This is a genomic window from Collinsella intestinalis (assembly GCF_902364775.2).
In the GTDB taxonomy this organism is placed as follows: Bacteria; Actinomycetota; Coriobacteriia; order Coriobacteriales; family Coriobacteriaceae; genus Collinsella.
Genome location: NZ_CABJEU020000001.1, coordinates 810,628 through 832,636 on the forward strand (window position 1 = coordinate 810,628; position 22,009 = coordinate 832,636).

Annotated in this window: 19 protein-coding genes; all 19 read left to right on the plus strand. The window is 62.1% G+C overall.

Annotation, left to right across the window (positions count from 1 at the left end; genetic code table 11):
• Window positions 1-288 precede the first annotated feature (288 nt).
• Window positions 289-2,553, plus strand: coding sequence for an ABC transporter ATP-binding protein (locus FY258_RS03425; protein WP_118103138.1), 2,265 nt, complete (start codon window positions 289-291; stop codon window positions 2,551-2,553).
• Between the two features lies 1 nt (window position 2,554).
• Window positions 2,555-4,372 carry an ABC transporter ATP-binding protein gene (locus tag FY258_RS03430; protein WP_259324428.1) on the plus strand — a complete coding sequence of 606 codons (1,818 nt, stop codon included), beginning with the start codon at window positions 2,555-2,557 and terminating at the stop codon, window positions 4,370-4,372.
• A gap of 109 nt (window positions 4,373-4,481) precedes the next feature.
• The gene (locus FY258_RS03435) at window positions 4,482-4,835 is read left to right on the plus strand and encodes an Asp23/Gls24 family envelope stress response protein (protein WP_182279398.1); all 354 of its coding nucleotides are present in this window, start codon (window positions 4,482-4,484) and stop codon (window positions 4,833-4,835) included.
• A 46-nt stretch (window positions 4,836-4,881) separates the two neighbouring features.
• Window positions 4,882-6,546: a DAK2 domain-containing protein gene (locus FY258_RS03440; protein WP_118103142.1), complete on the plus strand. Its 1,665-nt coding sequence runs from the start codon at window positions 4,882-4,884 to the stop codon at window positions 6,544-6,546.
• Between the two features lie 12 nt (window positions 6,547-6,558).
• The gene (locus FY258_RS03445; RefSeq protein WP_118103144.1) at window positions 6,559-8,742 is read left to right on the plus strand and encodes an ATP-dependent DNA helicase RecG; all 2,184 of its coding nucleotides are present in this window, start codon (window positions 6,559-6,561) and stop codon (window positions 8,740-8,742) included.
• A complete protein-coding gene (rsmD, locus tag FY258_RS03450) occupies window positions 8,739-9,311 on the plus strand; it encodes a 16S rRNA (guanine(966)-N(2))-methyltransferase RsmD (protein WP_118103146.1) in 573 nt (190 codons plus the stop codon). Before FY258_RS03445 ends, rsmD begins: the two co-directional genes overlap by 4 nt.
• A 9-nt stretch (window positions 9,312-9,320) precedes the next feature.
• Entirely contained in the window at window positions 9,321-9,836 is a 516-nt protein-coding gene (gene coaD / locus FY258_RS03455; protein ID WP_118103148.1) for a pantetheine-phosphate adenylyltransferase, read from the plus strand.
• 58 nt (window positions 9,837-9,894) lie between these two features.
• Window positions 9,895-10,395 (plus strand): ATP synthase subunit B family protein, encoded by a 501-nt coding sequence (locus FY258_RS03460; RefSeq protein WP_006722724.1) that lies wholly within the window; start codon window positions 9,895-9,897, stop codon window positions 10,393-10,395.
• A 2-nt stretch (window positions 10,396-10,397) separates the two neighbouring features.
• Complete coding sequence (locus tag FY258_RS03465; protein ID WP_118103150.1) at window positions 10,398-10,964, plus strand: YceD family protein; 567 nt, start codon at window positions 10,398-10,400, stop codon at window positions 10,962-10,964.
• 109 nt (window positions 10,965-11,073) lie between these two features.
• On the plus strand, window positions 11,074-11,253 hold the full coding sequence (gene rpmF, locus FY258_RS03470) for a 50S ribosomal protein L32 (RefSeq protein ID WP_039910269.1): 180 nt from the start codon (window positions 11,074-11,076) through the stop codon (window positions 11,251-11,253).
• Between the two features lie 76 nt (window positions 11,254-11,329).
• The gene (plsX, locus tag FY258_RS03475; protein ID WP_118103152.1) at window positions 11,330-12,346 is read left to right on the plus strand and encodes a phosphate acyltransferase PlsX; all 1,017 of its coding nucleotides are present in this window, start codon (window positions 11,330-11,332) and stop codon (window positions 12,344-12,346) included.
• 213 nt (window positions 12,347-12,559) lie between these two features.
• Window positions 12,560-12,808: an acyl carrier protein gene (locus tag FY258_RS03480; protein ID WP_006722721.1), complete on the plus strand. Its 249-nt coding sequence runs from the start codon at window positions 12,560-12,562 to the stop codon at window positions 12,806-12,808.
• Between the two features lie 3 nt (window positions 12,809-12,811).
• On the plus strand, window positions 12,812-13,537 hold the full coding sequence (gene rnc, locus FY258_RS03485) for a ribonuclease III (protein ID WP_118103154.1): 726 nt from the start codon (window positions 12,812-12,814) through the stop codon (window positions 13,535-13,537).
• A gap of 11 nt (window positions 13,538-13,548) precedes the next feature.
• On the plus strand, window positions 13,549-17,085 hold the full coding sequence (gene smc / locus FY258_RS03490; protein WP_118103156.1) for a chromosome segregation protein SMC: 3,537 nt from the start codon (window positions 13,549-13,551) through the stop codon (window positions 17,083-17,085).
• Entirely contained in the window at window positions 17,085-17,999 is a 915-nt protein-coding gene (gene ftsY / locus FY258_RS03495) for a signal recognition particle-docking protein FtsY (RefSeq protein ID WP_118103158.1), read from the plus strand. Before smc ends, ftsY begins: the two co-directional genes overlap by 1 nt.
• A 120-nt stretch (window positions 18,000-18,119) precedes the next feature.
• Complete coding sequence (gene ffh / locus FY258_RS03500; protein WP_118103159.1) at window positions 18,120-19,601, plus strand: signal recognition particle protein; 1,482 nt, start codon at window positions 18,120-18,122, stop codon at window positions 19,599-19,601.
• A gap of 6 nt (window positions 19,602-19,607) precedes the next feature.
• A complete protein-coding gene (gene thyA / locus FY258_RS03505; protein WP_118103161.1) occupies window positions 19,608-20,456 on the plus strand; it encodes a thymidylate synthase in 849 nt (282 codons plus the stop codon).
• Window positions 20,457-20,465: 9 nt separating this feature from the next.
• Window positions 20,466-20,984, plus strand: a complete 519-nt coding sequence (locus tag FY258_RS03510; protein ID WP_118103163.1) for a dihydrofolate reductase — start codon at window positions 20,466-20,468, stop codon at window positions 20,982-20,984.
• Window positions 20,984-21,895 carry a TrmH family RNA methyltransferase gene (locus tag FY258_RS03515; RefSeq protein WP_118103165.1) on the plus strand — a complete coding sequence of 304 codons (912 nt, stop codon included), beginning with the start codon at window positions 20,984-20,986 and terminating at the stop codon, window positions 21,893-21,895. The genes FY258_RS03510 and FY258_RS03515 overlap by 1 nt, the downstream gene beginning before the upstream one ends.
• Window positions 21,896-22,009: the final 114 nt, after the last annotated feature.

Genomic DNA, 22,009 nt, shown 5'->3' on the forward strand with positions numbered 1-22,009 from the left:
AAACAGCAATGAACTATACCATAGAAGCCCGTTCATGTGCGGAATCTCCACAATGAACGAGAAGTGTGCGCTCCGCGGCGTGGGATGCAGCGCGCGGACCACATTATACGGCCGTCACGTGCGTGCGCAAGTGGTTTGACCTCGAGCTTAGTCAGATAGTTATGAGGTACCTAAATTATCGAGCTTTTATGGAATGGCGCCCTTGCGGTTTCAGGGCGCATGAGGGGGAGAAAATACCGTTCGTTAATTTCGCCGTCTGAGTTGTAAGTGCGTTTGGGGGAGGCACCGGTGAAGATATTCAGGTTCCTGAGACATCACAAAGCCAATCTCGCGTTGGCGCTCGCGCTTCTTATGGTGCAAGCGTATTGCGAGCTCACGTTGCCCTCGGTCATGAGCGAGATCGTCGACACCGGCATCAGCCGGGGAGGCATCGAGGATGTGGTGCCCAACCGCATCACCTCCGACGACCTTGGCGACGTCGAACTCTTGCTGACGCCCGGTGAGGTCAATCGCGTTGAGGCACTCTATTCGAGCCCCGATGCCGATGACGTCCGCGTATTCGAGGGGGATCGTCAGGACCGCGATGAGATCAAGGGCTTTTTGGGAGAGGCCGAGATGATCGCGTTCATGCTCGAGCGCGGTGTGCCGGTCGACTCCGTGGTCGAAGATGCACGCGAGGCGGCCGCGCTCAAGGCCACGGTGGGCGATACCATGACCATCGATACGGTTAGGGCGCTTGCTGGGGCACAGGCAGATGGATCGCCTGACTCCATGTTGTTCGACCCGTCCGCCATTCGCGCTGGCTTGCATCGCGCGCTCGGCGCGGACGGCGGGGCCGTTGTCACCTCCCAGGCCATCGAGTTCGTCAAATTCGCTTATGAACGCGCCGGCGTCGACCTCGCCCGTGTTCAGACCGATTTTCTCGTTCGCGAGGGTGCGCGTATGCTGACGTACGCGGTCATCGCGGCGCTGTGCGCAATCGCTGCCGCGTATAACGCATCGCGCACCGCCGCTCGCATCGCTCGCGATCTGCGCCACGATGTGTACGAGCGCGTCCTGTCCTTCTCGCCGGCGGAGATGGGGCGTTTTTCGGAGGCCTCGCTTATCACGCGCGCCACGAATGATATTCAGCAGGTGCAGATGGTGCTGGTCATGTGCATGCGCATGGTGCTGTTCGCCCCCTGCATGGGCGTCGGTGCGGTCGTGAAGGTCATAGGGTTCGGCAGCACGGGGCTTCAGTGGATCATCCTGGTCGGTCTTGCCGCCATCATGGTGGTCATCGGCGTTCTCATGGGCCTCACTATGCCGCGTTTCCGCAGGATGCAAGAGCTTGTGGACCGCAACAACCTCATCGCGCGCGAGATTATCACCGGCGTCATGCCGATCCGGGCTTTTGGGCGGAGTGACAGCGAGCGCAAGCGTTACGACGAGGCCAATCGCGAGCTCACCGGTACTTATATATTCACGAATCGAGCGATGTCCTTCATGATGCCCGTGCTGATGATGCTCATGAACATCATCTCGGTGGCCATCGTCTGGTTCGGCGGCCACGCCGTGGACGCGGGCGGTATGCAGGTTGGCGACCTCATGGCGTATATGAATTACACGATGCAGGTGATCATGTCCTTCATGATCATCACGATGGTCGCCGTCATGCTGCCGCGCGCCGACATCGCCTCTGAACGCATCATGGAAGTGCTCTCAACCGAATCGAGCATCGTGGATCCCGCGCATACGCTCGAGGGCCCGCAGGGGCATATAACCGCCGACGGCGAGCGCGTCGATTGGAGCGGCGTGCTGAGCTTCGATGACGTCTCGTTCACCTATCCGGACGCCGAGGCTCCGACGCTGGAGCATGTCAGCTTCACCGTGAAACCGGGACAGACGCTCGGCATCATCGGCTCAACAGGGTCGAGCAAGACCACGCTCGTCCAGATGATCCCTCGTTTGTACGATGCGACCGCGGGGTCCATCACGGTCGACGGGGTCGATGTGCGCCGCATGTCCCTGCAAGAACTTCGCTCGCTCATCGGCTATGTCCCGCAGAAGGGCATGCTCTTCTCGGGCGATATCGAGGGCAACATCGCCTACGGCGACCCCGATATGGCCCATGCGGATGTTGAGCGTGCGGCGCGAATCGCCCAGGCCTCCGAGTTCATCGATGCCAAGCCGGATGGCTATGGCTCCGCGATCGCTCAGGGCGGCTCAAACGTTTCCGGAGGTCAACGGCAGCGCCTGTCGATTGCCCGTGCGCTTGCGATCGAACCGAAGATCCTCGTCTTTGATGACAGCTTCTCGGCGCTCGATTACAAGACCGATGCCGCCCTGCGCGCGGGTCTGTCCCATGAGCTGCACGACGCCTCTGTCGTGATCGTCGCCCAGCGCATTGCGACCATCATGCACGCCGATCAGATCTTGGTACTCGATGACGGCCGCGTCGTGGGACAGGGAACCCATGAGGAGCTGCTTCGTGCATGCGAGTCGTATCGCGAGATCGCGATGAGCCAGCTTTCCTCAGAAGAGCTCGGCCTGGATGAAGGGGAGGTGCGCTAGCATGCCCGGACATATGCGTCACGGCCACGGTCCCGCGACCGAAAAGGCCAAGGATTTTAAGGGCGCCGTCATCAAGGTCGTGCGCTATATCGCACACGATAAGCTTGCGTTGTTCGTCGCCATTGCGTGCGCGGTGGGCTCGGTTGCGTTCAATGTCATGGGGCCGCGCGTGCTCGGTGAGGCGACTACGGAGCTGTTCCGCGGCATCGCCGCGAAGGTCGGCGGTGCGGGCGGGGTCGATTTCACGCTTGTCGGCCGCATCTTGGCCACCGTGCTGTGCATCTACATCACTTCCTCCGTCCTCAGTTTGGTGCAGGGTTGGCTTATGACGGGCGTCACGCAGCGCGTTTGCTATCGCCTGCGTCGCCAGATCATCGAGAAAATCGATCGCATGCCCCTGGCCTATTTCGAGCGGGTCAGCACGGGTGATGTGATGAGCCGCGTGACGAATGACGTCGATACGCTCGGCCAGTCGCTCAACCAAAGTGTCACGCAGCTGATTACCTCGGTGGCGCAGCTAATCGGCGTGAGTGTTCAGATGCTCTCCATCTCCGTCGCCTTGGCGGGCGTCACGTTCCTGACCATTCCGTTGTCGCTGCTCGGCGTTGTGCTGGTCGTGCGCGCGTCGCAGCGCCATTTCCGCCGTCAGCAGGCGTTCCTCGGTTCGGCGAATGGCATCATCGAGGAGAGCTTCGCGGGTCAGACCCTTATCCAGGCTTACAACAGGGCCGAGCGGGCTCTCGGGGAGTTCGATGAGGTGAACGAAAAGCTGTACGAGTCGGGTTGGCGCGCACAGTTCCTCTCCGGCGTCATGCAGCCGATCATGGGCCTCGTCGGCAACCTCGGCTATGTCGCCGTCGTCATGATGAGCGCCTTCCTCATGATCTCCGGCCGCATCACGGTCGGCAACGCACAGGCGTTCTTCCAGTACATCCGTAATTTCACGCAGCCCATCACACAGCTTTCCCAGGTGTCCAATATGCTGCAGATGCTGGCCGCCGCCGCTGAGCGCATCTTCGAGTTCCTGGATGAGGACGAGGAGGACGACCCCGCGCCCCTTTCCGAGCCCCTTCGCGCCACGGGTTCCGTTGAGTTCGATCATGTAAGGTTCGGCTACGTCCCGGAAAAGACCGTCATTCATGATTTCAACTGCTCGGTCGAGCCCGGACAGACGGTCGCCATCGTCGGCCCCACGGGCGCCGGCAAGACGACGCTCATGAAGCTCCTCATGCGCTTCTACGATGTGAATTCCGGCTCGATTCGCGTGAACGGCGCCGATGTCCGTTCGCTGCCGCGCGAGGACCTGCGGTCGAATTTCGCGATGGTCCTGCAGGACACGTGGCTGTTCAAGGGCAGCATCCGAGAGAACATCCGCTACGGCAACATCGAGGCCGATGACGCCATGGTCGAGGCGGCGGCCCGCGCTGCGCTCGCAGACCATTTCATCCGCACCCTTCCCGGAGGGTATGACTTCGAGCTGAACGAGGACGCCTCCAACGTCAGCCAGGGACAGCGCCAGCTGATCACCATCGCACGCGCCCTGCTTGCAGATCGCCCGATCCTTATTCTCGACGAGGCGACCTCCAACGTCGACACACGTACCGAGGAGCGCATCCAGCGCGCCATGGACATCCTCATGGCCGGCCGCACGAGCTTCGTCATCGCCCACCGGCTTTCCACCATCCGCTCGGCGGACGTAATCTTGGTGCTGCGCGACGGCGATATTGTCGAATCCGGCTCGCATGAGGAGCTGCTCGCGAGGGGTGGTTTTTACGCCGAGCTATATAACAGCCAGTTCGATGAGGGGGCGGATGAGTAGGCGTTCCTCGTGTGCGCCGTCTGTTTTGTCTGTGCCGAGGCGCGCGGAGTTGTAGAATACTCGGATGTATGCTCGATACGCCGACGCGTTCGCGCGGAAGGAGAACCTCATGACTGAACCGATCGCCGGGACCCTGAGCGTCTCGAACGAGGTCATCGCCGATATCGCCGGCTACGCCGCCATGTCTTGCTATGGCGTCGTCGGCATGGCCGAGCAGATGCAGGGTGCTGAGAGCGTCCGCCTGCTTCCCGTGCAGCGCCTGCGCAAGGGCGTGCTCGTCACCACCACCGAGTCCGGCCTGACTGTCGACCTGCACGTCGTGCTCGAGGCGGGCGTCAACATGCGCTCCGTGTCCGACAACCTCTCCAGCTCCGTGGCATTCACGCTCTCCGAGATCGCCCAGATCGATCCCGCGAGCCTCAAGATCGCCATCCACATCGACGGGATGAAGTCCCGCTTCTAGGCGTTTAGCGCCCTCCTGCATTCACGAGACGAAAGTGCCAGAACAGATGATTGCAAAGACCATTCGAACCTGTTTCCCCATCGCCGTCGCGGCCGTTGCCGAGAAGGCTGAGGAGATCAACAAGCTCAACGTGTTTCCGGTTCCCGATGGAGACACCGGCACCAATATGTCCCTCACGCTCCAGTCCGTCGTGAAGGAGCTCGCCGCACTTCCGGTCGACGCGGACATGGACGGTATTGCCGGCGCCATCACCCACGGTTCCCTTATGGGCGCCCGCGGTAACTCCGGTGTCATTACCTCGCAGATTCTGCGCGGTGTGGCCGAGGGCCTGCGCGAGGCCGGGGAGCCCATCTCCTCCGCCGATATCGCCTCTGCGTTCCGTCGAGCCGTCAAGGTCGCCTTCCAGGCGGTCCGCAAGCCCATCGAGGGCACCATCCTGACCGTTCTGCGCGATGTGTCCACCAAGGCCGACGAGTGCGAGAAGCGCCGTATGAGTGTTGAGGAGACGCTGGACGCCCTTGTGGTCGAGGCATATCAGTCCGTCGCCCGCACGCCCGACCTGCTGCCCGTCCTCAAGGAGAACGGCGTCGTCGATTCGGGCGCCTTCGGCTTCGCCATCTTCCTCGAGAATTTCGTGGCTGCCGCCCTCGGCCGCACCTCCAAGGTCGAGAACTTCTCCGCCACCTTCGAGGCCGACACCAACTCAGCCAAGGCCGGTGCGCTTGACCGCGTGAAGATCGAGGCGAACGACGACTGGGAGGGCTCCGAGTTCCGTTACTGCAACGAGTTCCTCTTCAAGGCCGAGAAGCCCTTCGACGAGGACGAGGCCCTGAAGTTCCTCGGCTCCATGGGCGATTGCGAGCTGCTCGTCGGTGCGTATCCCGACTACAAGGTCCACGTTCACTCCAACACCCCCAACCTGGTGCTCGAGCATATGCTTCAGTTCGGCCAGGTCTATGAGGTGTTCATCCACAACATGGATCTCGAGGTCGCCGAGCGCACCGCCAAGATTCACGCCGATCAGGAGGCTTCCGCCGAGCCCGCCAAGCCGCTGGGCTTTGTGGCCGTTGCCGCCGGTTCCGGTGAGGCCGAGATCCTCGAGTCCCTTGGGGTCGACGTCGTCGTCTCCGGCGGTCAGACCATGAACCCCTCCACCGCCGACCTTCTCGAGGCCGTCTCCCGTGTGAACGCCGAGTCCGTCATCATCCTGCCCAACAACGGCAATATCCGCATGGCGGCCGAGGCCGCTGCGAGCGCGTGTGAGGACAAGCACGTCTACGTCGTGCCAACCAAGACCGTGCCGCAGGCGTTCTCCGCGCTCTTCGCCGTCATGCCCGACATGCCCGTCGAGGATCTCGTCGAGGCGATGACCGAGGCCAAGGCCTCCGTCCGCGACGGCGAGGTCACCCGCGCCGTCCGTGACTCCCAGGCTTCCGATGGCACTCCCATCCATGACGGCGACGTCATGGGCATCATCTGCGATTCGATTGATATCGTGGGCTCCGACGTGCATCAGGTCACACTCGATTGCATCAATCGCATGATGGATGAGGAGGAGGGTGACGCCCTCACCATTCTCGCTGGCCAGGATATGTCCGACGAGGACTTTGAGAAGCTCATCGAGGCTATTGAGGAGGCCCAGCCCGATCTGGAGATCGACGCCCATCGTGGCGAGCAGCCCCTGTATCCCGTCATCTTCTCCATCGAATAGGCTTTCGATCGCATGGCCGCAGACCTGAGCGTCCCGCGCGCTTCTGCCCGCTTGTCGCGGGCCTGTGCGCTGCATGAGGATATAACGCGGCTCAAATATGTCTCAGGCACACGTGAGGAGGCCCTCCGCCGGCTCGGTATCGAGCGGGTGGGGGACCTCCTTTCCCATATACCGTTTCGCTATCTCGATTTCACGCGGGCGTATACGATTGAGAACGCGCCGTTGGGAGAGGTCTGCACCATCGTCGGTACGGTCGATAAGGTTTCAAACCGTCCGACTTCGAAGCGCGGCATGACGCTCACCGAGGTGTTTCTCGTCGACGAATCAGGTGTTCTGAAAGTCGCTTTTTTCAAGCAGCCCTGGTTGGCTCGCGAGTTTGCCCGCGGCGACCGTCTTGCGCTGATTGGCAAGGTGGAGTTTGCCTATGGATTCAAGCAAATGGCATCACCTCACTTCGAGAAGCTCGATGGTGGGGGAGCGCGTGCGGGAATTCAACCGGTTCACCGGGTGACAGACGGCATATCCCAGGCCTGGATGCGTCGTATAGCTTCGGTTGCACTGGAGCAGGTTGGTGTGTTCTGTGATCCCGTGCCCGCCCGACTGCGCGCCCGCAGGCAGCTTATGAGCTTTTCGCGGGCCCTGCGTACCATTCATTTCCCGCGACTGATGAGCGAGGTGCAACTCGCTCGCCGTCGTTTGGCATATGACGAACTCATGTACCTGCAGCTCGCGCTGCGCCTTCGAAACGACGGCGACCTTCTCGACGTCGCGCCGTTTGCGCACAGTGTGGGCGCTCATGTGCGTGCCATGCGCGATGCGCTGCCTTTCGCGCTCTCGGATGAGCAGGAGGCCGCGGTCGCCGACATTCTCGGCGATATGTGCGATGCCGGGCATGTGATGAACCGCCTGCTCCTCGGCGATGTGGGTACGGGCAAGACCGCTGTTGCCTGCGTGGCGCTTGCCTGCGCGGCGGATTCGGGCAATCAGGCGTGCGTTATGGCGCCCACCGGTGTCCTCGCGCGTCAATATGCCGTCAAGAGCGGTCCGCTCCTCGATGCCGCAGGTATTTCGTGGGCGCTGCTCACCGGTTCGACGACGGCGGCGGAACGCTCGTCCATACTCGAGCGCGTCGCATCTGGTGTGCTCGACGTGGTGTTCGGCACCCATGCCGTCCTCAACGACGATCTGCGCTTCAGGCGCCTATCGCTCGTGGTCATTGACGAGCAACATCGCTTTGGCGTGGGTCAACGCAACGTCCTGCGAGGTAAGGGGCCTGGTGCTGACCTTCTTGTCATGACGGCCACGCCGATTCCGCGTACGTTGGCGTTGTCGGTTTACGGTGACCTTGATACGAGCATCATCCGCCATCGTCCCGTGCCAGGTGCGGGCGTTTCGACGGTCGCGCTCGAGAGCGGCAGCCGTGACATCGCGTATGGGGCGGTTCGAGATGCCCTGGCCCAGGGCCGGCAAGCCTATGTCATCTGCCCGATGGTCTCCCCGCAAGATGCGCTCGAGCAGCTCGACGACGTTCCCGGGCTCGACATCGACGAGAATGGACGCGCACGACAGGCCGCAACCTTGCACGATGTCGAGACAGAGGCGACCGATATTCGCCGCCTCATACCGGGTGCACGCGTCGAGGTGCTGCATGGCAAGATGGCACCCAAGGCGAAGGACGATGTCATCGACAGATTTGGAAAAGGCGAGATCGATATTCTCGTCTCGACGACCGTCGTCGAGGTCGGCGTCGACGTGCCCAACGCCACCGTCATGCTCATCGAGAACGGCGAGCGTTTTGGTTTGGCCACCTTGCATCAGCTACGCGGTCGCGTGGGACGAGGGTCGAATCCCGGTACCTGCTATGTCTTGACCGAGGTCAGGCCCAAGCGCGGATCTAAGTCTCCTGCGTGGGAGCGCCTCCAGGCGCTGGCAAAGACCGATGACGGGTTCGAGCTCGCAGAGATGGACCTCAGGCTCAGGCACGAGGGCGAGATCCTCGGCCTGCGGCAGCACGGCGGCGTCACGTTGCGCTTCGTCGATCTCGATGCCGACGTCGACCTTATCGAGGCCGCCCATGAGGACGCTGAGGAATTGTTGCGATACTCCCGCGATTTGACTGCTTGCGCTACCATGCCCATGCGCCATGAAGTCATTGCGCGCTATGGAGATGTTTTCAAGGAGGTAAGCGGCGGATGAGGATCGTTGGAGGGGAGTGGCGCGGACGTCTTATCGATAGCCCCAAGGGGCGCGATGTGAGCCGGCCCACGACCGATCGCGTGCGCGAGGCCATCGCCTCGATGCTTGAGAGCGCGCTGCCCGAAGGTATCGAGGGCTCCCATGTGCTCGATGCGTTCGCTGGTTCGGGTGCACTCGGCCTTGAGGTGCTTTCTCGCGGTGCGGAGCATGCCGTCTTTTTCGATCTCGATCGGTCGGCCGCTGCTCTTGTGAAGCGCAACCTCGCCAAGCTCTCATGTGCTCCCGCTCGCTTTCAGGTAATTTGCGGCGACGTGATTGCATCTGCCCGCCGCGGACGCGTCCCGGGCGGGCCGTTCGGTGCGGTTCTCATCGACCCGCCGTATGCACTTGGTTCGCAGCCGGCCATCGATCTTGTCGTGGCCTTGCGTGAACATGGCCTGCTCGCCGATGGGGCAGTTGTGATGTTCGAGCGCACTTCCTCGACCCCGACCCTATCGATCGACGGGTTCGAGGCGGTCAAGGAGAAGCGCTACGGGCAGACATGCATCGACCTGCTGCGCATGGAATAGGGAAAAGGTATGACCAAGAAGATTTCGCACGTGTTGGTGCCCGGCACCTTCGACCCGATCACCTTCGGCCACATGGACGTTGTTCGCAGGGCCCTGCGCATTTGCCCGCGAGTGACGGTCGCCGTGGCCGAGAGCCTGGGGAAGAACGGCGTGGGCACGACGTTCACGCTCGATGAGCGCGTTGAGCTTGCGCGCCGCGCCCTGGATGGCATGGACGGCGTCGACGTGATGCCGTTTACGGGGCTGTTGGTCGATTTTGCGCGGGAGGTGCAAGCCGACGCGGTGGTCAAGGGCTTGCGCGCCATGACCGACTTCGAGTACGAGCTGCAGCAGGCCGATCTTAACTATCGACTGGATGCCGGCCTCGAGTCCATTTTCGTCATGAGTTCGCCTGAGTACGGGTATCTGTCCAGCTCGGTGGTCCGCCAGATCGCCTCGTTTGGGGGAGAGGTGGACACGTTCGTCCCGGCCTGCGTGGCGGCGGCCCTCAAAGAGCGATTTTGTGGTCTACCAGCCGCAATCTGAAATATAGACAGATGTGGTACCATGAATCGTTAGAGTAATCAGCAGAAAGGAGACCCTCATGCCGGTCGATAACCTCCCGGGTGAGCGCATCGAGAGCCTGGTCGATGAGCTCGAGGGCATTATCGAGGAGGCACGCCCGCCGTTCGGCAAGGGCGCGCAGCAGAAGATCATCGAGACAGACGTGTTCTTCAACATCCTCGATGAGATTCGCATGAGCTATCCGGAGGAGTGGCAGAAGTCCCGCCGCATCATCAAGGAGCGCGAGGAGCTGCTCGCAAGCGCTGCCGCCCAGGCGGACTCCATCATCGCCGATGCCCAGCAACAGGCGCTCACCATCGCCTCTGAGCAGGAGATCGTGCGTCTGGCCCAGCAGCAGGCCGACGATATCCGCGATCGCGCCAACCAGTATGAGCGCGAGACCCGTTACGCTGCCGAGGACTATGCGGAGCAGGTCTTCACGCATCTGGAGGAGAACCTCAAGAGCTTGACGGGCACCGTTTCCCGCTGCCGTCAGCAGCTCAACGACAGCGCCTCCCAGAACCAGGGCCAGGGCTGGTAGCCATGAGTTGTCTGGGTTCCGTGACGGTCGACCTGTCTGACAAGCTCGAAAACCCCGGTGAGTCGTTGCCGGTTTCCGGTCACATCGATGTCGATGCGTATATGGTGGGCGATAAGGAGCTCGCTCTGCCCCACGGTGCGAACTATGATGTCGTTTTGACCAATGCCGGCGATGGCATCCTCGTCACCGGTATCGTGCGTGTGGATGTGACCGGGGAGTGCGACCGCTGCCTCGAGACCGCCGCGTTTGAAGTCTCCGGTGAGATCGAGGAGTACTACCTTTTCGAGGAGCCCGAGGATCCGGAGGAATACGAGGACGGGTTCGAGCTCGTGAGCCCCGACCGCGTGATCGATCTCGGCGAGGCCATCTCGGATGCCGTTGTGATGGACACGCCGTTCGTCGTTCTGTGTCGTCCCGATTGCGAGGGCCTGTGCCCGACGTGCGGTGCGAACCTCAATGACGGCGACTGCGGGTGCGCGAAGCAGTCCGAGCAGGCCTGGGTCGATTCCGATGAGAATCCCTTTGCGGCCCTCAAGGCCCTGAAGTTCGACGACTCGAATGATGAGTAACCGTAATTTCTAGGGATTGTTTTTAATATTTTGTGTGTAACGGTGATTTCTGCTACTATCAATGCTTGCGCGTAATCGCCGCCAGTTATGAGTTGTAAGGAAGGTCAACATGCCAGTACCTAAGCAAAAAAAGGGTCGCGCTAAGACGCACTCTCGTCGTTCGACGAACATGAAGATCAACGCTGCTTCCCAGTCCACCTGCCCTCGTTGCGGTGCCGTGAAGCTCCCGCACCACGTGTGCGGCAACTGCGGTTTCTACAAGGACCGCGAGGTCATCGTCGTCGAGTAAACTCGACTGGCGGTTACGTTGAGTTTCATAATGGCCGGCTCGTTGAGTCGGCCATTTCTGTTTAGAGAGGCTACGTATGAGCGATGTTCGCATCTGCGTCGACGCCATGGGCGGAGATGAGCCGGCAGAGGTGGTTCTCGCGGGTATCGAGGCGGCCCTTGAGGCTGATCGGTCTTTGACGGTGCTCGTCGCGGGTCCCGAGGATGTCGTTGTTCCGTTCTGCGAATCCCATGAACGCGCCGAGTCCCTCGTCGCGCCCGATGTGATCACCATGGAGGACGATCCTATCAACGCGGTCATGACCAAGCGTAAATCGTCTATCGTCCTGGGATGTCGCGCGGTCAAGAAGGGCGCGGCCGACGGCTTCTTCTCCGCCGGGTCCACCGGCGCTGTCACCGCGGCGGGCACCGCCTACGTCACCCCGTTCAAGGCCGATCGCGATGGCAAGAAGACCGCTATTCGCCCCTGCCTCACAAACGCTCTGCCCAATCGCCGCGGCGGCTTGACCGTCATGTGCGACATGGGCGCCAACCCGGATGTCGAGCCGTGGGATATGGTTCGGTTCGCCCAGATGGGCGCTGCCTATGCGAGCTGTGTCCTCGGCGTCGATGAGCCGAGCGTCGGTTTGCTTTCCAACGGTACGGAGGAGCACAAGGGCAGTGTCTTCACGCAGTCCTGTTATCCGCTCATGGCGGAGCACGTTCCCGGATTTGCCGGCAACTGCGAGGGCGGTGATATCACCAGTGGGTCGGTCGACGTTGTCGTATGCAACGGTTTCGACGGCAATATCGCCCTCAAGTCCATTGAGGGTGCGGCCAAGTTCATGATGGACGAGCTCAAGGCCGGCATGACCGCGAATCTCAAGGGCAAGGTCGCGGCCTTGCTCATGAGGGACATGCTGCGCGCCCTCAAGCACAAGCTTTCCGGTGATGCCAAGGGCGGTGCGATCCTGCTGGGCCTGCGCGGCGTGGTCATGATCGGCCATGGCGCAACAAGCGCCGAGGCGGTAAAGAACGGTACGCTTGCCTGCGCGGAGGCAGTCCGCGGCGGACTTGTCGAACGAGTCCGGGAGTCCATGGGACTCGAGGCGTAGGTAGCGTCCCCACAGCTAACGTACATTCCCCGGCTCTTCGCTTGTTGAGGGCCGGGGTTTTTCATACGCTGCGCCTGTGGCCGCGCATACATCCTTGAAATGCGAACCTTGCGACGCTTTCCGTGTACGCGGGTCGAGGGCGCTGCTTGGGGTAGAATGAGCACCATATGTGCAAGGTCGGCGCTGCGCCGGCCAATCGGAAGGGAGCTATTCATGGCACTCGATCGTAATGATATTTTCGCCAAGGTGTGCGATATCGCGTCCGATGTCCTCGGCGTTGAGGCGGACGAGCTGTCCGAGGCGACCACCTTCGATGACCTCGATGCCAATTCCCTCGATCGCCTGCAGCTCGTCACCGCTATGGAGGATGAGTTCGACATCGAGATCGACGACGACAAGCTGATGTCCATCAACTCCGTGGCCGAGGCCATCGACGCCATCGCGCAGACCCTGGGGGAGTAGGTTTTGTCCATCGCGGATAAGCTCGCGCTCGCGCAGGAGATCTGCGGTCACGAGTTCACTGACGTACAACTGCTTCGCAGTGCCATCACGCACCCCTCGGCCGTTGAGGGGGAGCCCGTTTCGGCCTCTTACGAGCGCCTTGAGTTTTTGGGCGACTCGATTCTCGGTTCGATTGTCGCGCTCTCGCTCTTCAAGACCTATGGGGCGTTCGACGAGGGCAAACTCACCCGTCTCAAGGTCTCGCTTGTCTCGGGCGCCACGCTCTCCGAAGTCGGACTTGAGCTGGGGATCGACAAGATCATCATCCTGGGCGCCTCCGAGCAGGGGACTGGTGCCCGCGGCATGCATTCCGCTCTCGAGAACGTCTACGAGGCCCTGGTCGGCGCCCTGTATCTTGATGGCGGTTGGGATGTCGCCGAGGCCTTCATCACGCGCACGCTCAAGCCCCATCTGGCCGATGAACGTGCCGAGCACCCCTCCAATCCCAAGAGCTACCTGCAGGAGTGCGTCCAGTCCGACCGCATGGACCCTCCTGCTTACAAGGTGATCGGCGAGGATGGCCCGGCGCATCAGCCGACCTTCACCGCCGTCGCACTCGTGGACGGCATCCGTCGCGGACGCGGTACCGGTTCCTCCAAGAAGGAGGCCGAGGCGGCCGCCGCTCTTGATGCCCTCGAGCGCATGGGCTACACCACCAACGGTGTCATCTTGAAAAAGAAACTCGGGTAACAGGGGGTCGCGTGTATCTGAAGTCGCTGACCCTCAAGGGGTTCAAATCCTTCGCGGACCGCGCTCACATGACGTTCGAGCCGGGTCTGACGGTCATCGTCGGACCTAACGGCTCGGGTAAATCCAATGTTTCCGACGCCATCCTGTGGGTCTTGGGCGAGCAGAGCGCCAAGCAGCTGCGCGGTCAGGCCATGGAGGACGTCATCTTCTCCGGTTCTTCCGCGCGTAAGCCGGTCGGCGTCGCGGAAGTCACGCTCGTACTCGACAATTCCGATCACATGCTGCCCGTCGATTTCGACGAGGTCGCGATCACGCGTCGCATGTACCGTTCGGGTGAGAGCGAGTACCTCATCAACTCGAGCCCCTGCCGCCTGATGGACATCCAGGATATCCTGCATGATTCAGGCCTGGGCAAGGACACGCACTCCATCATCTCCCAGGGCAAGCTCGATGCGATCCTTCAAAGCCGCCCCGAGGAGCGTCGCAGCCTCATCGAGGAGGCCGCTGGCATCTCCAAGCATAAGCGCCGCAAGGAGCGTGCGCTGCGCAAGATCAAGAGCATGGACGAGCATCTTACCCGTGCCCGTGACATCAATCGCGAGATTTCTCGTCAGCTCAAGCCCCTCGAGCGCCAGGTCGATCGTGCCCGCAAGTACAAGGACCTGTCCACGCGCGCCAACGAGTTGACCCAGATCCTCGCCGTCGATGAGCTTCGTCAGCTCCAGGCCCAGTGGGTCGACCTCGAATCCGCCTCGCGTGAGAGCGCGGCGGCACTCGAGCTTGCGCGCTACCGTCTCTCCGAAAAGGAGCGAGAGCTTGAGAAGCTCCAGGTCATGCTCGAGGAGAAGGGCCTGTTCGTAGGCGATCTGGGTGAGCAGCGCCGCCATATGCAGGACGTTGTCGGGCGCATCGGCTCCGATATGCGCCTGCTCGAGGAGAAGGGCCGCAACATGGTCGCGCGCCTTTCCGAGATGCGCGGCACCCTTTCTGCCTCGGAGCATCAGCGCAAGCGCACGCTTGAGGAACTGTCCGATATCAACCGCCAGCTCGATGAGGAGCGCGCCGCGGCAGAGGTTGCCGGGGTCGACGTCTCTTCCCTCGAGCCCGCCGCCGACGAGCTGCATGCTCGCCGCGTCGAGCTCGATGAGCTCATCTCCACGCTCACGCGTTCCGTGCGCGACGCCCAGCGCAATGCCGACAACGCCGCGCTCGAACTCGTGAAGGTTCGGGAGACCCTTTCCAACGCCGAGATCGAGGACGGCATGTATGCCAAGCGCCTCGAGCAGGTGGATGACGAGACCGATGAACTTCGAGCCTCTCTCGAGCATCGTCGCGATCGCTCTGTCGAGCTCGAGGCGGAGCTGGAAGATGCCCGCAAGGGCCGCCAGGAAGCCAAAGACGCGCTCGATGTCGCGATCTCGGCACTCGCCCAGCTCCGCGAGCAGGAGGGCAATGCCCGCACCAAACTGGCGGACGTCCGCTCCGAGCTTTCCGGTCTGCGTAAACTCGACGCAAGCCTCGCCGACTCATCGCCGCTCGCCGCGCGTGTGGTGAGCAATCGACCTCAGGCGATCGCTGCCCGATTGGGCGATCTCATCGAGGCTCCACGCGAGCTCGAGGGCCTCGTCGAGCAGCTCTTGGCCGAGGACATCGATGCCCTGGTGTGCTTGGACTCCGCCGCGCTCGCGTCCGCCGCGCAGTTCGCGCTTTCCATGGACGACGCCTCTGGGGAAACGCTGATGGTCTCTCGCGACATCGCCCCTGCCGCCGGTCTGCCTGAAGCCGTGGGCCGTCGCTTGGTTGAGCTCTTGCAGGTGCGTGACGGGTACGCACCCGTTGTTTGCGCCTTGCTTGGCGGCATCTACCTCGTGGATTCCCTCGAAGAGGCTCTTCAGGCGCCGGTCTGCCCGGGTGTTTTGTATGTCACGTCCGACGGCGCCCGCGTTCGCGATGGTGGCGTCGTGCGCGTCGGTCGTTCTTCCGGCGCGGCTTCCGGCGCGCTCGAGCGTAAACGCCGCATTCGCGAACTCGAAGGGCTCGAGCCCGACTTGTGCGCCGTGTTCGACGCCGCCGAGCGCCGTGTGGCCGAGGCGAATGAGGCCATCGAGGATGCGCGAAGTCGTGATGGTGAGATTGCGGGGGAGATCTCGCGCCTTGAGGGCGAGCGCACGTCCCTGCTTTCCGAAATCGGCCGTATGGAGCACTCTCTCTCCACGAAGCTGGCGGAGCGCGCCAACTTGGCTCGGCGCCGCGAGGACGCCGCGGCGGCAGTTCGGGCCGCCCAGCCGCGTGTGGACGAGCTTGAGATCCAGCGCGATGAGGCCCGCGGTGTCGTCGATGAGGCAACCCGTCACCTGGCCGACGCCCAGGACGATCTCGAGCGCGTTCGCCGCGATGATTCCGAGGCCGGTTCCAAGCTCGCCGACGCCAAGGTCCGACTCGCTCGCGCGAACGAGCGCGTGCGCAGCCTTTCCGCCCGCGTTCCCGAGCTCGAGAAGCGCCTTGACGGCATCGACCGCCGCATTCGCGGCACCGAGCAGTCCGCCCGCTCCCTCGAGGTTCTTCGCCTGCGCGTGGACCCGCTGCATGATCGCTATCAGGCACTGTCCGAGCGTGCGCTTGATTGGGCTGCCCGCTTGAGGGACCGCGCGTCGCTCGAGGAGGCCGACTCGGCTTCGCTCAAGCGCACGATCGAGGATGCCAAGGCCGAGGTCGCCCGTGCCAAAGTCGAGGTGGATATGGCCTCGTCGTCGGTCAACGAGCACAAGATCACCCGCGGCAAGCTGGAGGTTCAGGTGGATGCCGCCGTCAAGGCGATCACCGCCGACGGCACGACCGTTCTCGAAGACGCCCTCAGGCTCCCCGCGCCGACCGACCGCGCCGCCGCCGAGCGTGAGCTCAACAGTCTCGTCCGCCAGATCAACAACCTGGGCCCCGTGAACCAGGTTGCCATGGAGGAGTACGAGACGCTCAAGAACCGCGCGGACTATATCGCGGATCAGCTGGCCGACCTCGAGAACGCACGTAAGGCGCTCACTAAAATCACCGCCGCCATCGACCGCAAGATGCGCGCGAGCTTCCTCACCACCTTTGAGAAGGTCGACGAGAACTTTCGCGAGGTGTTCCAGATGCTGTTCCCGGGCGGCCAGGCCCATCTCGAGATGACCGACCCCGAGCATCCGGCGGACACCGGCATCGAGGTCGTGGCGCAGCCGCGCGGCAAGCGCATCACCAAGATGATGCTCATGAGCGGTGGCGAGAAGAGCCTCACGGCGCTCGCGTTGCTGTTCGCGGTGTATCGCACGCGCACGGTGCCCTTCTACGTGCTCGACGAGGTCGAGGCCGCGTTGGACGACTCGAACCTGTCCAAGCTCATCGGCGCCATTGATTATCTGCGTCAGTCGACGCAGCTTCTCGTCATCTCCCATCAGCGCCGCACCATGGAGGATGCGGACGTTTTGTACGGCGTATCCATGCAGGCCGACGGAGTCAGCCGCGTGGTCAGCCAGAAACTCGATCGTGAAACCGGAAAGGTCGTGAATGCCTAATGGGTCTGTTCGATTCCCTCAAGCGCGGACTGGAGCGCAGCCGCGAGGCCCTGAACGAGGTCTTCTACTTCGGTGGTGAGGTGGATGAGAGCTTCTGGGAGGACCTGGAGGACACCCTCGTCATGGGAGACATGGGCGGCGAGATCGCCATGCGCGTCACCGACGACCTGCGTGAGACCGCGGCCCGCAAGAACCTCAAGACCGCCGATCAGCTGCGCGTCGCCCTTGCCGAGCGCCTGTGCGAGTTCTTCGTCGAACCCGAGTCCGACATCTTCGACGATACGCCGAGCTGCGTGCTGTTCGTGGGTATCAACGGCGCTGGCAAGACCACCACGGTCGGCAAGATCGCGAGCGCCGAGGCGGGCGCCGGCAAGAACGTCGTGATCGGCAGTGCCGACACGTTCCGCGCCGCGGCCATCGAGCAGCTCGATGTGTGGGGTGAGCGCGCGGGCGTGCCCGTCATCAAGCGCGATCGCGGTTCCGATCCCGCGAGCGTTTGCTACGACGTGCTCGACCAGGCAGACAAGCTGGGTAGCGACCTCGTCCTCATCGACACGGCGGGTCGTTTGCATTCGAGCCCCGAGCTCATGCGCGAGCTCGCCAAGGTCGTGAAGGTCACCCGCAAGCGCGCCGAGTCGTGCGCCGCGGGCCCCATGCCCGTGCACGTCGTGCTCGTCATCGATTCCGCCACCGGTCAAAACGGCCTGGCCCAGGCCCAGGAGTTCAACGAGGCCCTCGGCTTGGACGGCATCATCATGACCAAGCTCGACGGTACGGCCAAGGGCGGTATCGCGTTGGCGGTGGCCGAGCAGCTCAAATTGCCGATTTACCGTATCGGTGTCGGTGAGCAGGTCGAGGACCTGCAGCGTTTCGACGCCTCGTCTTTCTGTCGCGCGCTCGTCGGTCTGAATTAGCTCGCATCGTCAAACACCTCGGCCCGAAGGCAGGTTTCACGTCGAGGTTTCATCAGTCCTGTTCCGATCTCAGTTTCGCGCCTGCCCCGATTTGAGACGCATTGATTGTTGGGAGAATCCATGGCAGCTTTCGGCTCGCTTTCCGATCGCCTGAACGATACCTTCGACCGCCTGCGCGGCAAGGGCAAGCTCACCGAGGCGGACATCAACGCCGCTATGCGCGAGATTCGCATGGCCCTGCTCGAGGCGGACGTCAACTACCGCGTCGTGAAGGACTTCGTTACGCGCACCAAGGAGCGCTGCCTCACCTCCGAGGTCATGGAGTCCCTCACTCCGGCGCAAAACGTCGTCAAGATCGTCCTCGACGAGCTCACCGAGCTGCTCGGCGGAACCGAGAGCAAGCTCGTCCTCTCAAGCCGCATCCCCAATGTGATCATGCTCGTGGGCCTGCAAGGTTCCGGTAAGACCACCGCGGCCGTCAAGCTCGCCTACATGCTCAAGAAGCAGGGCAGAAGCCCGCTTCTCGCCGCGTGCGACGTCTATCGTCCCGCCGCTGCCGATCAGCTCGCCACCCTCGGCGGCGAGATCGGCGTGCCAGTGTTCCGCGGCGATGGCGCGCATCCGGTCGATATCGCCCGCGCATCTATCCGCGAGGCAGTCGACAACATGCGCGACGTGGTCATCGTCGACACCGCCGGTCGCTTGCAGATCGATGAGCAGATGATGCAGGAGGCCGTCGACATCAAGAAGGCGGTCAAGCCCGATCAGGTCCTCATGGTCGTCGACGCGATGACCGGTCAGGATATCGTCAATGTAGTGTCCACCTTCGCCGAGCGCACCGACTTCGACGGTGTGATCATCTCCAAGCTCGACGGTGACGCCCGCGGCGGCGGCGCGCTGTCCGTCCGCGAGGTCACGGGCAAGCCCATCAAGTTCGTCTCTATGGGCGAGAAGCCCGATTCCCTCGAGGTCTTCAATCCCGAGCGCATGGCCAAGCGCATCCTCGGCATGGGCGATGTCATCGGCATCATCGAGAAGGCCCAGGAGGCCGCGACCGCCGAGCAGCTCGCCTCCGCCGAGCGCATGCTGCGCGATGGCTTCACGATGGACGACATGCTCGAGCAGATGAAGGTCGTTAAGAAGATGGGCGGCATGAAGGGCATCCTCGGCATGCTTCCCGGTGGCCAGCGCGCCCTCAACCAGATGGGCGGCAACCTCGACGAGAAAATCTTCGATCGCAATGAGGCCATTATCCTGTCCATGACGGCCGAGGAGCGCCGTCGTCCCTCCATCATCAACGGTCAGCGCCGCGCCCGCATCGCCCGCGGCTGCGGTCTCACGCCGACCGACGTGAACGCCCTGATGAAGCAGTGGGGTGAGATGAACAAGATGATGGGTAAGATGCGCGCCATGACCCAGCAGCAGATGTCCGGCAAAAAGGGCAAGAAGGGGAAGAAGGGCAAGAAGATGCGTATGCCCGGTATCCCCGGTATGGGCGGCGTGAATATGAACCAGCTCATGAATCAGATGGGCGGCATGGGCGGAGGCATGTCCGATATGGACAAGCTCATGCAGATGAACGATCAGTTCAAGCGGAAGTAGGTTCTTGTGAGCAAGGCTGACAAACTATTCGTGTCCATGTGCCGAGACATCCTCGATCACGGTACGACCACGGAGGGCGAGAAGGTCCGCCCAGTTTGGGAGGACGGCACCCCTGCCTACACCATCAAGAACTTCGGTGTCACCAACCGCTACGACCTGCGTGAGGAGTTCCCTGCGCTGACGCTGCGCCGCACCGCGCTCAAGTCCGCGATGGACGAGATCTTGTGGATCTACCAGAAGAAGTCCAACAACATCAACGACCTCAATTCCCATATCTGGGATCAGTGGGCCGATGAAACGGGGTCGATCGGCAAGGCGTACGGGTATCAGATCGCGCAGAAGTCGCACTACAAGGAGGGTGACTTCGATCAGATGGACCGCGTCCTGTACGATCTCACCCACACGCCGTACTCGCGCCGCATCATGACGAACATGTACACCTTCTCCGATCTTTCGGAGATGCATCTGTATCCGTGCGCTTACAGCGTCACGTACAACGTGACCTCTGAGCCCGGTTGCGATAAACCTGTGCTCAATATGGTCCTCATGCAGCGCAGCCAGGACATTCTCGCTGCAAACAACTGGAACGTTTGCCAGTACGCCATCCTGCTCATGATGGTCGCGCGTCACTGCGACATGATTGCGGGCGAGCTTCTGCACGTGATTGTCGATGCACACATTTACGACCGTCATGTCGACATCGTGCGCGAGCTCATCGAGCGTCCGCAGTATCCGGCGCCCAAGGTCTCGCTTAACCCCGAGGTCACGAATTTCTATGATTTCACGACGGATGACTTGATCGTTGAGGACTATAGCCATGGTCCTCAGGTCAAGAACATTCCGATCGCGGTCTAGGCGGGCATCATGGCATGTGAACTCAAGGCCATCGTCGCGGTATGCGACGACTGGGGGATTGGGCGCGATGGGGACATGGTCGTGTCCAATCGTGCGGATATGAGGCACTTCGTCAATAAGACGAAGGGGCATCCGGTCATCATGGGCCGTAAGACGCTCGAGAGCTTTCCGGGCGCACGTCCGCTCAAGGACCGTCGCAACATCGTGTTGACGCGCGACGAGGCGTTCTCCCTCGAGGGTATCGAGGTCGTTCATTCGGTCGACGAGGCGCTTGCTGCGGTTGCGGATGAGGATGTTGCCTGGGTGATCGGCGGGGGAGCGGTCTATGGGCAGTTCCTGCCGTATTGTTGCGAGGCCGAGATCACCCATAATCATGTGACGCATGTGGTTGACACACATTTCCCCGATCTCTCGCTGGATCCTGCCTGGTATGTCGCGGAACGATCCGATGTCCAGACGGTCCAGCCCGGACAGGGTGATGAGGGGATCACATTTGAGTTCGTCACGTATCGCCGCGGAGACTGCTGATGGCGGGCGTTCAGATCATCCGTATCGAGACGCTCGACGACCCGCGTCTCGAGGCGTACACCAAGCTCACCGAGCGCCAGCTGCGATCTGTGTTGGAGCCTGAGAAGGGGATCTTCATCGCGGAGAGCGGTAAAGTCATCGAGCGCGCGGTTGAGGCGGGACTCGAGCCGGTGAGCTTTCTGTTGGGGGAGCGTTGGCTCGAGCAGCTGTCACCGCTGCTCGACAAGGTCGCCGATGCGCATCCTGAGCTTGAGATCCCTGTTTTTGTGGGGGCGATGGACCTGCTGGAGCAGCTCACGGGCTTCTCCGTCACGCGTGGAGCCCTTGCGGCGTTTCGCCGACCGCCGCTTGCCGATCCGGGCGCTTTTCTCGACGGTCTCGTCGAGCGCGCCAGTGGTCGCCCGGTGCGCGTGTGCGTGCTCGAGGGCATTGTCGACCATTCGAATGTCGGTGCGATCTTTCGCTCCGCCGCCGCGCTCAATATCGACGGCATCCTGGTAAGCCCCACGTGCGTCGATCCGCTGTATCGTCGTTCCGCGCGCGTGTCCATGGGCACGGTGTTCCAGGTTCCTTGGACGCGCATCGGCAGCGAGGCGCGCATATGGCCGCATGATGGCTTTGAGGTCCTCAAGGGTGCAGGGTTCACGTGCTCAGCCATGGCTCTTTCCGATGATTCCGTCTCGCTCGACGATCCGTCGCTTCTGGATATCGAACGCCATGCCATCTTCATGGGCACCGAAGGTGCGGGACTGCAAGCCAAGACTATTGCGGGGTGCGATAAGACCATTCGCATCCCCATGGCACATGGCGTGGACTCCCTCAATGTAGCTGCGGCGAGTGCCGTGGCGTTCTGGCAGCTCTGCCCCCATGTCGATAACGGCTATCACTACCGTCCGGGTATGTTTGCCTAGCCTGCTTTCGCACCTTTTTCATTTCGTGCTTTAACGCCGCGTTGTTTGGGGACTGCGACCTGCCGATAATCGGCGAAGGGTTGCGGTCCCCATGTTGTTGCCGTAGGCTCGTAT